The organism is Flavobacterium sp. ST-158 (genome assembly GCF_058309975.1).
The window spans coordinates 40,212-54,399 of the sequence record NZ_JBZEEN010000005.1 but is presented as its reverse complement, the minus strand read 5'-3'; the positions used below and the strand labels follow the sequence as shown (position 1 = coordinate 54,399).

General features: G+C 33.8%; 12 protein-coding genes. All 12 read left to right on the top strand.

Annotated features, from left to right (window positions below):
- The 12 genes from AC4FRF_RS09170 to AC4FRF_RS09115 all read left to right on the top strand — a co-directional run bounded on the left by AC4FRF_RS09170 (nt 1) and on the right by AC4FRF_RS09115 (nt 14,153).
- Entirely contained in the window at nt 1–1,182 is a 1,182-nt protein-coding gene (locus AC4FRF_RS09170; RefSeq protein WP_491159196.1) for a THUMP-like domain-containing protein, read from the top strand.
- 15 nt (nt 1,183–1,197) lie between these two features.
- Nucleotides 1,198–1,767 carry a hypothetical protein gene (locus tag AC4FRF_RS09165; protein ID WP_491159195.1) on the top strand — a complete coding sequence of 190 codons (570 nt, stop codon included), beginning with the start codon at nt 1,198–1,200 and terminating at the stop codon, nt 1,765–1,767.
- A 57-nt stretch (nt 1,768–1,824) separates the two neighbouring features.
- Nucleotides 1,825–2,247, top strand: a complete 423-nt coding sequence (locus AC4FRF_RS09160) for a GNAT family N-acetyltransferase (RefSeq protein WP_491159194.1) — start codon at nt 1,825–1,827, stop codon at nt 2,245–2,247.
- Nucleotides 2,248–2,378: 131 nt separating this feature from the next.
- Nucleotides 2,379–3,833: an FAD-dependent oxidoreductase gene (locus AC4FRF_RS09155; RefSeq protein WP_491159193.1), complete on the top strand. Its 1,455-nt coding sequence runs from the start codon at nt 2,379–2,381 to the stop codon at nt 3,831–3,833.
- Between the two features lie 530 nt (nt 3,834–4,363).
- On the top strand, nt 4,364–5,554 hold the full coding sequence (locus AC4FRF_RS09150; RefSeq protein ID WP_491159192.1) for a DUF4998 domain-containing protein: 1,191 nt from the start codon (nt 4,364–4,366) through the stop codon (nt 5,552–5,554).
- Nucleotides 5,555–5,790: 236 nt separating this feature from the next.
- Nucleotides 5,791–7,362 (top strand): S41 family peptidase, encoded by a 1,572-nt coding sequence (locus tag AC4FRF_RS09145; RefSeq protein WP_491159191.1) that lies wholly within the window; start codon nt 5,791–5,793, stop codon nt 7,360–7,362.
- Between the two features lie 129 nt (nt 7,363–7,491).
- Nucleotides 7,492–7,914: a DoxX family protein gene (locus tag AC4FRF_RS09140; protein WP_491159190.1), complete on the top strand. Its 423-nt coding sequence runs from the start codon at nt 7,492–7,494 to the stop codon at nt 7,912–7,914.
- Between the two features lie 418 nt (nt 7,915–8,332).
- Nucleotides 8,333–9,595 carry an alginate export family protein gene (locus AC4FRF_RS09135; RefSeq protein ID WP_491159189.1) on the top strand — a complete coding sequence of 421 codons (1,263 nt, stop codon included), beginning with the start codon at nt 8,333–8,335 and terminating at the stop codon, nt 9,593–9,595.
- 28 nt (nt 9,596–9,623) lie between these two features.
- Nucleotides 9,624–11,003 (top strand): CmpA/NrtA family ABC transporter substrate-binding protein, encoded by a 1,380-nt coding sequence (locus tag AC4FRF_RS09130; RefSeq protein ID WP_491159188.1) that lies wholly within the window; start codon nt 9,624–9,626, stop codon nt 11,001–11,003.
- Nucleotides 11,004–11,192: 189 nt separating this feature from the next.
- Nucleotides 11,193–12,281 carry an ABC transporter permease gene (locus AC4FRF_RS09125; RefSeq protein WP_491159187.1) on the top strand — a complete coding sequence of 363 codons (1,089 nt, stop codon included), beginning with the start codon at nt 11,193–11,195 and terminating at the stop codon, nt 12,279–12,281.
- Nucleotides 12,282–12,358: 77 nt separating this feature from the next.
- Nucleotides 12,359–13,198, top strand: a complete 840-nt coding sequence (locus AC4FRF_RS09120) for an ABC transporter ATP-binding protein (RefSeq protein WP_491159186.1) — start codon at nt 12,359–12,361, stop codon at nt 13,196–13,198.
- 133 nt (nt 13,199–13,331) lie between these two features.
- Complete coding sequence (locus AC4FRF_RS09115) at nt 13,332–14,153, top strand: ABC transporter ATP-binding protein (protein WP_491159185.1); 822 nt, start codon at nt 13,332–13,334, stop codon at nt 14,151–14,153.
- Nucleotides 14,154–14,188: the final 35 nt, after the last annotated feature.

Genomic DNA, 14,188 nt, shown 5'->3' with positions numbered 1-14,188 from the left:
TTGCAAAATTTACTTTTACATCCAGACATCCAAATATTTATCAACAACAATTGTAATGTTCCGATTTCAAAATTAGCTTTGCAAAAAAATCCCTTTCCAGAAGTAGATTGGATATTGATTTTGAATCAAATTGAAGCCAAGGCAAAATCCAAAGACAAATTACCCACTTGGTTTGAAACTGAAAACATCCTTTTTCCGACGAAAATTTCGATCGAACAAACCTCTTCCGAAGCTACCGCTTTATACAAGAGCAATTTGGTTTCCGGCGAAAGTCTCATTGATTTGACAGGCGGTTTTGGAGTAGATGATTATTATTTTGCAAAAAAAATAAAATCGGTCACACATTGTGAAATCAACCCTGAACTTTCAGCTATTGTACAACACAATTTCAAACAATTAAATGCCAATACAATTGCATGTTATACAGGCGATAGCTTAGAAATATTAAAAAAACTTACTGGTAGTTGGGATTGGATTTACATTGATCCTTCTAGACGTAATGATGCCAAAGGCAAAGTTTTTATGCTAAAAGATTGCTTACCTAATGTTCCAGAGAATCTGGATTTTTATTTCAAAAAAACGAAAGCTATTTTAATTAAAACAGCTCCATTACTGGATATTTCAGCAGGACTATCCGAATTAAAAAACGTTAAAAATATTCACATCATTGCCTTAGAAAATGAGGTAAAAGAACTGTTATGGGAATTGCATAAGGACTATTCAGGCAACATTACTATTAAAACGGCTAATATTTCTAAAGGACAAACCGATACTTTTGAATTTGTTATGGAAGCAAATCAAGTTATTCCAAACTATGATTTACCTAAAAAATACTTATACGAACCCAATAGTGCCATTATGAAATCGGGAGCATTTGACGAAGTAGCACTACAATTCCATCTGGATAAACTACACAAACATTCGCATTTGTACACTTCGGATGAATTAGTGGATTTCCCTGGAAGAATTTTCGAAATCAAAGCAGTTTTTGCATACAATAAAACCGACATAAAAAAACACCTCAGCGGCAAACAATGCAATATTACCACCCGAAATTTTCCAGAAACGGTAGAAAATATTCGAAAAAAATGGAAAATTAAAGACGGTGGCAATCACTATTCTTTTTTTACCACCGATGTGAATACTAATAAAATAATAGTATTTTGCGCCAAAATAAAATAACAACAAAAAAATATAATGAAACAACTACTACTTACCGCCTTATTTTTCATTTCCGTAAATGCTTTGGCTCAAACAGCCTGTGATTATTCCAGTCAGGTAACTGATTCTATAGGCACCTACAAACAAACCCGTGAATACCTGATGTCCGAAAAAAACTTTGCCGGAACGTCCAGTTATATTTTCTATACACTGACTTCGACAGACGGTTTGCCAACATTAAACGTACAAATGATTCAAAAAAGTAAAGCATTTATCAAAGCCAATTGTTTTGACAAAAATTCCAAATTGTATCTTCAACTCAACAACGGAAAAGTGATTACGCTGGTACATATCAATATGGAATATTGCGGTAGTATGCTTCGCGACGAAAAAGGTTTTGATAACCGTGTTATTGTGGGCACTTTTATGTTTATGAAAGGTTCTATGGAAGATCTAAAATCTTCTCCTGTTTCTTTGATGCGTATCAAATATTTAACTGATACTGAAGACTATATTATAAAAAAAGAACTGGTTTCTGAACTCGATGGAAAAACCTACCAACCCGAAACTTATTTTATCAAAAACTTACATTGTATCGAAAATTAAAAAAGGATTATTGTTATTACAATTTAATTCTCTCTTTTTAAAATCTTAGTAATCAATATGACAGAAATAAAAATAGCAGATACAGACCCAACAATAGACAGTTGCTGGGAGGCAATGAGTCTTTTGAGACCTCATTTAAAAAAAGAACAATTTGTATTGCAAATAAAAGCAATGCAAGATGAAGGCTATAATTTAATCTACCTTTCTGAAAATAACAAAACAGTTAGTGTGGCAGGATATAGGATTTTTTCAATGCTATATTGTGGAAAACAATTATATATTGACGACTTATCTACAATAGAAAATTACAGAGGCAAAGGATATGCTTCCAAACTATTAAATTATCTTTATGAAATTGCAAAAAATAAAAATTGCATTTCAGTTCAACTAGACAGCGGACCAACTAGAAAAACAGCACACAAACTCTATTTTAAAGAAAATTTTTCAATTAGTGCGTTTCATTTTAATAAAGAGTTATAAAAATTATCGAATATTTTTTTTTACAAATAGCAATAAGTTTAGGACTTTTATCTGATGGGTATGGGTATCTTGATAAAAAAAGAATCTCTTAAGATAACAGAAAAGACACAATAGACTAAAAATGAACATCAATGCAAAATACAGCCACAAGCTGGACTGCATGTCCCGAATGCAAAGGTCATGGCAAAAAAAGTCGGGGACTAACTAATAAAGCGCGACTACGCTACCAGAGAGAACTGGAAGAATTTGAAAATTCAGATGGTACAGGAAATGCTCCTGTTAAACCAAAAGGACACCTTTATGACTGTTCAACCTGTAATGGTTCTGGTATCATTGCGACCGTCTCTCCTCCTATTGCAGATGCCAAAAACTACCCTCATATAGCTATTATTGGTGCAGGTATTGGCGGAGTAGCATTAGCTGTGGCCTGTATGCACCGTGGTATTCCTTTTACACTTTATGAACGGGACAATAACTTTGAGGCTCGCGCTCAGGGCTACGGACTCACTTTACAACAAGCCAGTAAAGCCATTGAAGCCTTGGGAATTTTTTCTTTAAAAGAAGGAGTGGTTTCAACAAGACATCTGGTACATACTACTGATGGAAAAATTATTGGTGAATGGGGTGTTAGAAAATGGCTTCAAGAAGAGACTAAACAGTTTTCTAAACGAACAAACATTCACATTGCCAGACAATTATTACGCTCAACACTTATAGAGCAATTAGGTGGAAAAGATAAAGTGCAATGGGGGCATCAGTTAGTTGATTTCAAAGAAATAGAAGGAGATGGTATACATCTAAACTTCATGGTTAATAATACAATCCAATCCGCCAAAGCTGATCTTGTTGTTGGTGCCGATGGAATAAGGAGCTCTGTACGCAAGCAACTCATTGGTGACGATATTACCCCTTTACGTTACTTAGATTGTATTGTGATTTTAGGAATTTGTCCATTAGAAACTCTTCAGGAAGTTAATAGTCCGCTACTAGACTCTGCAACGGTTTTTCAAACAGCCAATGGTAACGAAAGAATTTACATCATGCCTTTTACTTCAAACTCGATAATGTGGCAATTGAGCTTTCCTTTGAGTGAGGAAGAAGCAATAAATCTAAGTGCTCAAGGAGTTCAGGCACTCAAGGAAGAAGCTTATAGAAGAACCCAATGGCATTCTCCAATTCCTCAAATTATAGCAGCAACTCAAGCAGCTCAAATTTCTGGATATCCTGTTTATGACAGAGAAATTCTTACTCCTAAATTACTTAAAAAAGCAAACTCAGCAACATTAATAGGTGATTCGGCACATCCGATGAGTCCTTTTAAAGGACAAGGTGCCAATCAAGCCCTATTAGATGCACTTTCATTAGCTAGAACAATTTCTAAAGGGTGTAGGCCTAATTCTGAATGGCGAAAAACAGGAATACGTAAAAACGTTTTAACTGATTTTGAATCAGAAATGATAGCCCGTTCTACTACTAAAGTAAATGATTCTGCAGCTGCAGCTCAGTTTCTACATTCTAAAATTGTACTTCATGAGGGCGATGAACCCAGAGGGCGAGTTTTAAAGAGAAAAAATACTGAAGAGTAACTCTAAAAATTGTTTCTTCTTTAATCTAGTTAATACTCTTTTCAACCTCTTTCATTAAGACGCCTCCTTTTCACTATCTTTTTAAGAAAATACTTATCACCGAAATTTTGATTTATTCTTATTTTTGCAGCTCTTTTTTAAGAAAAATAGTAATTACGCTTAAAATATCACCAAAAAACAACTTTTTTTCATAAAAATTAATCACCCAAAATCACGTCCATTTTTTTCAAAACTTAAGCTTTCAAATTAAAAAATGTGACAATTGCGGGAGCTACTATAAAAACTATGGTTAAGCGGCTTTTTTAACTACATATTTCTTGCTAAAAAAAGATTAAAATCCTGTACACAAAACAATTAAAAAATCAACAAAAAAACCAATTTCATACAGGATACTACAGGACACTGCCAAGGTTTGTAATAAATAAATTTAAAATCACACCTCTTTATATTGTTACGATTCTAATTAAAAGTATCTTAAAGAGGTATCAAAACCATAACTAACTAAAATTTATTAACCAAACCAAATTATTATGAAGTTTAAAAACAATTATGCAGTGAAACTAATGTTATTAACTATACTTTTCACTGTTTTATCCTGTAATGAAGATTATACACTAGATTCATCGAATGATTCAAATGTAGTAGCAGAAGTATCCGCATTAGAAATACGACCGGGAATCAATATGGTTTCGATTGAAGGTAAGATTGATGATGCAAATATGTCTAAAGTAAAAATATACTGGAATAATAAATCTCAATCTGTTACAGTTCCCATAGACCATGATGGGGAAGAAAATTCATTTGCTACAGAAATTAATGATTTGGATGAAAAACTAACTATATTCGAAGTTCAGGCTCTAGATGAAGAAGGCAATAGTACTGAAATAGTCAGCGGTGGGGCTAAAGTTTATGGAGATATCTATCTTAATTCTATAGAAAATCGAGAAATTATTGCTTCAAACTTAAAATTCAGTGAATTAAATTTTGAGTTTAATCAAATTCCAATTACTACAGGAATTTTAGGCACCGAAATCATCTATACCAATGACCAAGATGAAGAAGTAGCACTTTTTAATAAAACGAATAATACTAAAATTACTATACGCGATTTTAAAAGTGGTTCCACTTTAAAATATCGTACTGCATTTAAATATTCACCTCTTGCCCTTGATACCATTTATACTGATTACAGCAATCATAAACCATTTGTATTACCAATATTAGAAAATGCAGCAGTTCCTTATATAGCAGAAGCAGCTGGTTCTAGATGGGGAACATTAGCAGCACCTTGGATTACCAATGATGCAGCAAAAAACCATGCCGGATATGGTGGTTGGGATCAAAAAAACGGAAATATCTTTAATCTAGAATCTGGCTGGGGTGCTCCAGAAATTACAAATGGAAAGATCTATCAAACCATAAATTTGGATGCAGCAACTTACCAACTAAAAGTTACTGTAACCGCAACAAATCTTAATGATACTGACGATGGAGGTTCTTATTTTGTCATTGCTAAAGGAAGTGGTATTCCAGATGTTGAAGCCCTTACTACCGCTAGCGAAACTCTGGGCTACGAAAGAATTACTGGTGTTAGAGAGTATTATGTTGAATTTACGGTAACGGAAACTTCTGACATTTCATTTGGAGAACTTACAACACAATCGAGTGCAGGACGTTATTGTAATATAAAATCTTGGGAATTGTTACATGTTCAAAAATAATTCTAACCATACTTAATTTCTAAATCAAAAGGCAGTACTTTAAATGTGCTGCCTTTTTGTTTTATAATAGCTTTGGACAATTATATGCTATTTTGTTTCAAAAAAACTTTACCCCCAGCTAGAAGAAACTACTTAGAATACTAAAACTATCCTAATAGCATTCTGAATAAGATTAAACATCCATTTTTAATTGTATTTTCGTTTTTTAAAAGCTGCAAATCAAAAAACTAAAGTCAATGAATTCAACTGTCTTTTTAGAAAAAAGAATTATCCTCTTTCTCATTATCATTTGCTTTGTACAATGCAGTACCATAAAAAAAGACAATGCTCATTTGCAGAAATTAATCCCAGTAGAACAGCTTAAAAAAGACGTTGATTTTACTCAAAAAAAACTAAAAAAACTCCACCCTAAACTAAACTATTATATCAATCCAGTAAGTTTAGATTATAAATTTGATAGTCTTAAAACCACTATCAAAAATCCTCTTACTCCACTGGATTTTTATAAAAAAATCAGTCCTATTGTTGCAGCAATAAGGCAAGGTCATAGTTATGTAATTCCTCCAGAAAAAACTTATTCTAAAAAAGAAACTAAAGCAATTCTCAAAAAAGGTATTGGTCCATTTTCGCAATTTGATTTTACTTTTTATAATAACAAATTATACGTCATTAAAAATAAATCAGCTAACAAATCTATTTTTCCTGGAACAGAAGTTCTTTCAGTAAACGGGACACAACCAGCAAATCTAATCAATGAATACAATCAATATTACAGTTCAGATGGATACAATACTACTTTCAAAAAACAGATAGCATCAAAACGTTTTACGCATTTTTTTACCATCGAAAACGGAATAAAAGACAGCTTACAATACGTATTTAAACTAAATGACAGTATTCAATCCATTACGATTAAAAGATTCAATACTGACAGTATTACCAAAAAAGATAAAAAAACTCTTCAAAAAAAAGCAGCACTAAACAGCACTAAACAACATGTTATAAAGAGAAAAAAAAGAATTAACGGTTTTGATAAATCATCCAAAACATTCTTAAGAGAACTGAATTTTGTTTCCAATGACAGCAACATAGCAGTACTTAAAATTAGAGGATTTAAAAAAGGACATTTTCGAAAATTTTACAGCGAGAGTTTTGCTGAAATCAAAAAAAGAAATTCTAAAATCTTAATTCTCGATTTAAGAAACAACGGCGGCGGACGATTAAACGAAATTATACAACTCTACAACTATCTTACCGACTCGACTTTTGTATTCTTGCAAAAATCGGAAGTAGTTTCGAAAGCCAGTTTATTTGAAGGCGCTTACTTTAACAAAGGTAATTTCCCTGTAAAAGTCATAAAAACACTTTTTTCTCCCTTTGTCTATGCCTATTTATTGTTTACGGTTCATAAAGACAAAAATGGCATCAATTATTTTGCTACAGACACAAAGCCGTATCCAATCCATAAAAATGCTTTTGGCGGAAAACTTTATGTTCTAATTAATGGTGGAAGCTTTTCAGCTTCCAGTATTATTTCATCCAATTTAAAAGGTTCACAAAGAGCCATTTTTGTTGGTGAAGAAACTGGAGGTGATTACAATGGAACTGTTGCCGGATTTATGCCCATTGTAAAAATGCCTTATTCAGAACTAAAAGTCAGAATTGGTGTTATGAATATAAAGCCCTACTACCAAACCAATGTTTTAGGACATGGAATTTTTCCTGATGTACCTCTTAGCCCAACTCTAGAAGACCAAATAAATAAAAATGATCTTGAGCTCAACTGGATACTTGAACAGGTAAAATAAAATAGCCACCTATTTCTTTAAGATTTAAGGCTTTTATGAATATTTACAACTTTATTTTAACAGCCTAATTCTACGCTATTGTTTTAAAAATCACTACCTTAGTAGTACCAATTTTAATCATACAGCACTATGAACAATGTAAATCAATTAAATAAATGGGCCAATGCGCACAGTTATTTTACCTTAGATTTGTTACGAATTGCACTGGGAGTGTTTCTATTCGTAAAAGGAGTCAAATTCATTACAAACATTCAATACCTGCAGGATTTGATTTCTCCTATTGACCAAATTGGAGGAGGCATGTTCCTCGTTCATTACATTACTCCTGCCCACATGATAGGCGGAATAATGATTGCTTTTGGATTGCTTACCCGCTGGGCCATTATTGCACAACTACCTATTTTAATGGGAGCTATTTTTGTGAACTTTGCTGGTGAAATGCATTCTGAAAATTTATTTTTAGCCTTAGGTATTTTGGCTATTTGTTTATTCTTCTTAGTATATGGAAGCGGGAAACATTCTGCTGACTATTATTTTAAAATGCATCAATAAATAATAATCCGTAAATGGGTTACTCTATTAAACCCAAATTAATTTCGCTTCTATTCTTATTCATTTTATAAAAAACTAAAGCTCGATAACCATCGGGCTTTTTTATGTTTTATTATTAAAAAACTACGTAAACAGTCTGTTTTTTTTCTAAAAACTAAGTGATATACGTAATATTTTATATCTTTTTATACTATTTTCAAAGACTACTTAGCCTATTAAGTATATTTATAAACAACTGTATTTCAATTAATTAAATAAAAAAAATGTTTTTACACCTGTTTTTAATTGTGTTATTCAATAAATAAATCTGGTTTAAAAAACTAGTTTTTGTTGCGCAAGACATTGTTAGTAAGTAAAATTACGTAAGTATGTTTGCAATGTAATAATTAACAAAAACAAATTTTTAAATCAACTTATTATGAAACTACTCAAAACACTTTCTTTATCAGTACTAGGCCTAATGGGTACTGCAGCAATGGCACAGGAATTTAGTTCTGACATTCAACTTAGACCAAGATACGAATACACAAATGGTTTTGGAACATTATTAACACCCACTACAGCACATACTTCATTTGTGGGACAACGCTCTAGAATCAATTTGAATTACGGGGATACCAAACTAAAAGTAAAAGTTGCTTTGCAAAATGTACGTACTTGGGGAAATGTTAGTACACTAGGAAATATTGCTACTGATAAAAACGGATTTGCTTTATACGAAGGATGGGCACAATACAGTTTTACAGATAAATGGAGTACAAAAGTAGGACGCCAAATGATTTCTTATGATAACCAAAGAGTTTTTGGAGGATTAGATTGGGCTAATCAAGGACGTAGTTTTGATGCTGCAGTATTCAAATTCAAAGGTGAAAAAAGCCTATTGGATTTAGGATTTGCTCTAAATGCTGATTCAGAAGGAAAAGTTGCCCCATCAACTCCATATACTACTGATTTTAAAGACATGCAATATGCCTGGTACCACACTAACATCAGCAAATTAAATGTTAGCTTTCTTGCTTTAAACTTAGGAAAAGAATACCAAAAAACAGTTTCAGATATTGAAACAAACTATTCCCAAACACTTGGAACTTATGCAAATTATTCCGGTAAAAAATTAAGTCTTGACTTTAGTTTCTACGGACAAACAGGAAAAATTGGAGCCAATCAAGTTTCAGCTTATGAAACTGCAGCTAACTTAGGATATGCATTTTCTCCAAAATTCAAAGCTACTTTAGGATATGAATATCTTTCCGGAAAAGACCAAACTTCAACTTCTACCATTGTAAAATCATTCAATCCAGTATTTGGTACTAACCACGCTTTCAATGGTTTTATGGATTATTTCTACGTAGGAAATCATGCCGGATCAGTTGGTCTTCAAGATGCTACTTTAAAATTAGACTTCCCTATCAAAAAAGTAAACCTATCTGTTGCTCCTCACGTTTTCTACGCTGCTAACGAATTGGCTGCAACCACTGACAAATATTTGGGAACAGAGGTAGATTTAACAGCTGTATACAAAGCCAGTAAGGATATTACAGTAGTAGCAGGATATTCACAAATGTTTGCTTCTGACTCAATGGTTGCCTTAAAAGGTGGAACAGGATTGAACGACAGTACAAACAACTGGGCTTACCTAATGGTAAACATCAACCCACAAATTTTCTCTATAAAAAAATAATTGAACCAGTAATCAAAGAAACATTCTCATGAAAAAAACAGTATTACGATTATCGATGATCCTGTTAACAACCCTAAGTGTTGTTAGCTGTAAAAAAGAAGCAAAAAAAGAAGTGGAAGCTGGAGCTGAAACCGCAAGCGCTTCTAAAACTGAAAAATTAGCTTTAGAAAAACCTCAGGTAACTTTGGGTTTCATTAAACTAACAGATATGGCTCCTCTTGCCATTGCAAAAGAAAAAGGATTCTTTGAAGACGAAGGTTTATTTGTAACCTTGGAAGCACAATCTAACTGGAAAAACGTATTAGACCGAGTTATTGACGAACAAATTGATGGTTCGCATATGCTTGCCGGACAACCTATCGCAGCAGCAGTTGGTTTTGGTAGACAAGCTAAATTAGTTACGACTTTTTCCATGGACTTGAACGGAAATGGTATTACAGTTTCTAATGATGTATGGTCAAAAATGAAACCTGGAATTCCTTTGAAAGACGGAAAACCAGTTCACCCAATCAGCGCGAGTGCTTTGTTACCGGTAATCAAAGAATACAAAACAGCTAACAAACCATTCAAAATGGGTATGGTATTCCCGGTATCGACACATAACTACCAATTGAGATATTGGCTGGCTGCAGGAGGAATCAACCCAGGTCAATATACTAAAGACAACGTGCAAGGAAATATCAACTCAGATGTATTACTTTCTGTAACGCCTCCACCACAAATGCCCGCTACACTTGAAGCAGGAACCATCAACGGATACTGTGTAGGTGAACCATGGAACCAACAAGCAGTTGCCAAAGGAATTGGAGTTCCGGTAATCACTTCAAGTGACATCTGGAAAAATCACCCTGAAAAAGTATTCGTAATGACAGAAGCTTTTATCAAGAAAAATCCAAATACTGCTATTGCTATTACTAAAGCTTTAATCAGAGCAGGAAAATGGTTAGATGATCCAAAAAACAGAGCTGAAGCTGTTAAAATCTTATCGAGTCCGGCTTATGTAGGTGCTGATGAAAATGTGTTGAAAAACTCAATGACAGGAACATTCGAATATGAAAAAGGAGACAAACGTGATGAGCCAGACTTTAACGTATTCTTCAAATACAATGCTACTTACCCATTCTACTCTGACGGTATTTGGTATATGACTCAAATGAGACGTTGGGGACAAATTACAGAGCCACAATCAGATGAATGGTATGCTTCAAAAATCAAAGAAGTTTACAAACCTGAAATTTGGACTAAAGCTGCTGAATTATTGGTTAAAGAAGGAAACTTAGACCAAGCTGATATCCCAACTACTGACGGTTATAAACCAGCTACTAACGAATTTATTGACGGTATTACTTATGATGGTAAAAAACCATTGGAATACTTAAAAGGCCTAAAAATAGGTAATAAAAACTAATTAAAAATCATAATGTGGGGGCTGTTTCTAGGACAGTCTCTGCATTATTTAAAACCAAAAAAGAACCTTTTGAGTTTCAAATACACAAAAACTCAATTTTATATTTCTTAATTAAAAAGTTTAAAAAGGATTTTACGAAATCATACTTTTTTAAACGCTTTTAAACCAACATTATTAAATACAAGCATTATGAAAACAATAACAATAAAAACGGTGAAATTTATAGGATTAGGTTATTTAGAACCACTTATTCGATTGATTGCAGGTGAAGAGGTGAAAAAAAATGCAAAAGAAGCATTCAAGAAAATTATGATTCCTTTACTTTCGGTTTTCTTTTTTATTCTGTTATGGCAAACATTCTCAGATTATTTAAATAATGTGGAATCAGAAATGAAAATTGAAAAAGCATTACAGGATCAGGGGCCTGAAGCGGCCAAAAAATTGGAAGAATGTATTGCTTCCGGAGATATAAGCTGCCGCCCAAATTCTTTACCTTCTCCACTAATGGTAGTAGGTGCTTTGGGGAAATTATGGGATGATCACCTGCTGTTATCAGCTAAAAAATCAGATTTTATCCAACAATATGCTGCTATGAACGAAGAGCGTTTGGCAAAAGGAGAAACCGAAATTAAATATACCGGAAGACCTTCATTTGTAGATCAGATCTTCACCAGTTTAAAAACCGTATTTGCCGGATTTTTATTGTCCATCATTATTGCTATCCCAATGGGAATCTTGTTAGGATTAAGTGAAACATTAAGAACGTCTTTCAACTGGATTGTTCAAATTTTCAAACCGGTATCACCAGTAGTTTGGTTGTTATTAGTTTCGATGATTGTAAAAACCATTTTAGCAAATGTAGATGTTGAAAAATCATTTGTAATCTCCTTTATTAGTGTAGGATTGTGTTCTATGTGGGCTACCTTAGTAAATACCAGCGCCGGAGTTTCCTCAGTAGATAAAGACTACATCAACGTGGCTAAAGTATTGCAACTGGGAACTTTCCAAAAAATATTTAAAATCATTTTACCTTCTTCTTTCCCTATGATTTTCACAGGATTAAGAATTACGCTTTCTGTAGCCTGGATGGTTTTGATTGCTATCGAATTATTGGCACAAAGCCCTGGATTAGGTTCTTTTGTTTGGGAAGAATTCCAAAATGGCTCCAGTGATTCCAATTCGAAAATTATTGTTGCCATGTTTGTAATTGGTTTAATCGGATTTATGCTGGATCGCATCATGATGATTTTCCAAAAATTATTAACCTTCAATAATTAAAGTAACTAATACGCTAAGTTACTGAGACACTAAGAATCTCAGCAACTTAGAACCTATGAACCTAAAAACTAAAAGAAATGGCTTATTTAGAACTTAAAAACGTTTGTAAATCATACGGTGAAGGAAAAAACAAAACAGAAGTTTTAAGAAATATCAATTTGAAAATTGAAGAAGGAGAGTTTGTTGCCATCGTTGGATTTACAGGAAGTGGAAAAACCACGCTGATTAATTTAATTGCCGGATTAATAGAACCAGATTCAGGAGAAGTTTTATTCAAAGGAAAACCTATTCAGGGAACCAGTCACGAAAGAGGAATTATTTTTCAAAACTACTCTTTACTTCCTTGGTTAACGGTTTACGACAATGTAGCGATGGCGGTTAAAACCGTTTTCCCAAGTTGGAAACCAAAAGAAGTCGAAGAGCATGTCAATAGTTTTATTGCCAAAGTAAACCTTTCACATGCTGCTCATAAAAAACCAAAAGAACTTTCCGGAGGGATGCGTCAGCGTGTAGCGGTAGCCAGAACCTTGGCTATGAAACCGGAGTTGATTTTGATGGACGAGCCACTGGGTGCTTTAGATGCTTTGACCAGAGGAAATTTGCAGGAAGAAATTCTGAATATCTGGAGCGAAGACAAACGTACTGCCTTACTGATTACAAATGATGTTGACGAAGGTGTTTTTATGGCCGACAAAGTAATTCCGCTTCGTCCGGGACCAAAAGCCACTCTGGGACCGGAATTTGACATTAAAATTGAACGACCAAGAAATAAAATCGATTTGAACCACAATGACAATTTTAAAAAATTAAGAAACGGAATTATCGAATACCTGATGGAAATAGGCGCTGAAAGAACCGCCGGACAGCAAGTGAACACTTACGAATTACCGGATTTAGTTCCGATGCAATTCAGCTAAATTTTTAAACATAGAAGTCAGTCAAGTAAAACTGCTTTGACTTATATGCTCTTAAAAATCACTTTAACTTAAAGTCTTAAGTCAAAAACTTATATGACTTATATGTTTTTAAAAATTTTAAAGAAAGAACATCATGACAGAAACGATATTAAATACACAAAGAGTTCCACTCGATCCGGCAGGTTTTGAAAAATACATGTTGGAAATAAACAATCTGAAAAAAGTCTATCCTACTCCAACTGGTGATTTTGTAGTATTGGAAAACTTAAATTTAAAAATCAAAGAGGGCGAATTTATTTCCATCATCGGACATTCAGGTTGTGGAAAAACCACCTTACTTTCGATGATTGCCGGTTTAAACCCAATTTCAGGAGGCCAAATCGTTCTGAACGGCTCTCCTATTACCGGACCAGGACCAGACAGAGGGATTATTTTCCAGTCCCCAAGTTTACTGCCTTGGATGACTGCATTAGAAAATGTAGCCTTGGGAGTAGATAAAGTTTTTGCTTATGCGACCAAAAAACAACGTATAGATATTTGCAAATACTATTTGAGCAAAGTGGGTCTGGACGGTGCTTTTGACAAAAAAGCCAAAGATCTTTCACAAGGAATGAAACAAAGGGTGGGTATCGCGCGAGCTCTGGCTTTAAAACCACAAATTTTATTACTGGACGAACCTTTTGGAATGTTGGATTCTTTGACCCGAGGCGAATTGCAGGACGTTCTTTTGGAAGTCTTAAACAAAGAAAAAACAACCGGAATTATGATTACCCACGATGTGGACGAATCCATTTTCCTTGCCGACAGAGTTATTATGATGACTTCAGGTCCACGAGCACAAATTGGTGACATCTTAGACATCAATTACGAAAGACCCCGAAATAGAAAAGCCATTCTCGAACATCCTACTTATTATGACAACAGAGAACATCTGATTAATTTTCTGGAACATTAATTCCACCATAATAATGCCCCGGAATCTTACTTTAA

What these genes read in the sequence shown, in the direction of transcription:
- AC4FRF_RS09165 (WP_491159195.1), top strand. Translation starts at nt 1,198, where the DNA reads ATGAAACAACTACTACTTACCGCCTTATTTTTCATTTCCGTAAATGCT.
- AC4FRF_RS09160 (WP_491159194.1), top strand. Translation starts at nt 1,825, where the DNA reads ATGACAGAAATAAAAATAGCAGATACAGACCCAACAATAGACAGTTGC.
- AC4FRF_RS09125 (WP_491159187.1), top strand. Translation starts at nt 11,193, where the DNA reads ATGAAAACAATAACAATAAAAACGGTGAAATTTATAGGATTAGGTTAT.
- AC4FRF_RS09150 (WP_491159192.1), top strand. Translation starts at nt 4,364, where the DNA reads ATGAAGTTTAAAAACAATTATGCAGTGAAACTAATGTTATTAACTATA.
- AC4FRF_RS09115 (WP_491159185.1), top strand. Translation starts at nt 13,332, where the DNA reads ATGACAGAAACGATATTAAATACACAAAGAGTTCCACTCGATCCGGCA.
- AC4FRF_RS09120 (WP_491159186.1), top strand. Translation starts at nt 12,359, where the DNA reads ATGGCTTATTTAGAACTTAAAAACGTTTGTAAATCATACGGTGAAGGA.
- AC4FRF_RS09145 (WP_491159191.1), top strand. Translation starts at nt 5,791, where the DNA reads ATGAATTCAACTGTCTTTTTAGAAAAAAGAATTATCCTCTTTCTCATT.
- AC4FRF_RS09155 (WP_491159193.1), top strand. Translation starts at nt 2,379, where the DNA reads ATGCAAAATACAGCCACAAGCTGGACTGCATGTCCCGAATGCAAAGGT.
- AC4FRF_RS09130 (WP_491159188.1), top strand. Translation starts at nt 9,624, where the DNA reads ATGAAAAAAACAGTATTACGATTATCGATGATCCTGTTAACAACCCTA.
- AC4FRF_RS09135 (WP_491159189.1), top strand. Translation starts at nt 8,333, where the DNA reads ATGAAACTACTCAAAACACTTTCTTTATCAGTACTAGGCCTAATGGGT.
- AC4FRF_RS09140 (WP_491159190.1), top strand. Translation starts at nt 7,492, where the DNA reads ATGAACAATGTAAATCAATTAAATAAATGGGCCAATGCGCACAGTTAT.